This window comes from thiotrophic endosymbiont of Bathymodiolus puteoserpentis (Logatchev), assembly GCF_900127505.1.
Classification (GTDB): Bacteria; Pseudomonadota; Gammaproteobacteria; order PS1; family Pseudothioglobaceae; genus Thiodubiliella.
Genome location: NZ_UEXF01000028.1, coordinates 1 through 779, shown reverse-complemented (window position 1 = coordinate 779; position 779 = coordinate 1). Strand labels below are relative to the sequence as shown.

The following is a 779-nucleotide window of genomic DNA, read 5'->3' as shown; positions in this document are numbered from 1 at the left end:
TTCTTAGCGGGATCAGTTGGCTCTTACTTTGGATCCTCAGGCAAATCAAGTAAGGCTAATGAAATGATTGGCAATACTGCTATAGAGGCAGTTATTGGTGGCACCATCTCGATGATTGGCGGCGGTAAATTCGCAAACGGGGCGCAGACGGGGGCGTTTAGGTATTTGTTTAATGAGAATATGACTCATGGGGGGGTATGGATCCAAATGTGTTAAGACTCCTTTCAGGAGGAGATCCGACCGAGAATTGTCAAATGGTTTATAAGTGTATAAAATATATGAGAGATAAAGATAATAACATTAACATTGACCCCATTAATCCTTTAGATACACACACCAAGGAAGGTGTAAATATTAAGCGTTTCAAGAGTTTCTTCAAATTGAATGTTTTTAGTGGTGCTGAATATGTTATAAAAGAAATGTATTATGAGAGTAAATGCCAATCTTTAAATTACTATTCTTGTCGTGGAGAAGGTATTCCGCTACCACTAGAGGCTTTTGAATGATAAAGCGTATGGCACTTATTATTATCTTATTGAGTGCGAGCAGTGGTGCTGTAATTGCATATAGCCTTAATATAGAAGGAAGAAGACTGCATAATCTTGGTGTTGATATGTATGTAGGTAATAATCAACTTAAAGTTAATAAGAAGTTAGCTTGTGATTTATTTTCAAAATCAGTAAGTGTCAGGTTTCACCACGTTATTCCCTACTTTCAAAAACCACACTCCGAAACATATCAGGCTTTCTGATAAACAAATCAGGCTTCAAATTATACCA

General features: G+C 36.8%; 3 protein-coding genes. All 3 read left to right on the top strand.

What is annotated here, in order from left to right; genetic code table 11:
* On the top strand, nt 1-216 hold a 216-nt coding region (locus tag BHECKSOX2_RS04265; RefSeq protein ID WP_180323653.1), incomplete at its 5' end, for a hypothetical protein.
* Between the two features lie 62 nt (nt 217-278).
* Nucleotides 279-506 carry a hypothetical protein gene (locus BHECKSOX2_RS04260; RefSeq protein WP_139682602.1) on the top strand — a complete coding sequence of 76 codons (228 nt, stop codon included), beginning with the start codon at nt 279-281 and terminating at the stop codon, nt 504-506.
* A gap of 8 nt (nt 507-514) precedes the next feature.
* Nucleotides 515-751, top strand: a complete 237-nt coding sequence (locus tag BHECKSOX2_RS04255; protein ID WP_139682601.1) for a hypothetical protein — start codon at nt 515-517, stop codon at nt 749-751.
* The last annotated feature ends 28 nt before the right edge of the window (nt 752-779 follow it).

Bases quoted from the DNA above. Each gene is read 5' to 3' on its own strand.
- BHECKSOX2_RS04255 (WP_139682601.1), top strand. From the start codon at position 515: ATGGCACTTATTATTATCTTATTGAGTGCGAGCAGTGGTGCTGTAATT.
- BHECKSOX2_RS04260 (WP_139682602.1), top strand. From the start codon at position 279: ATGAGAGATAAAGATAATAACATTAACATTGACCCCATTAATCCTTTA.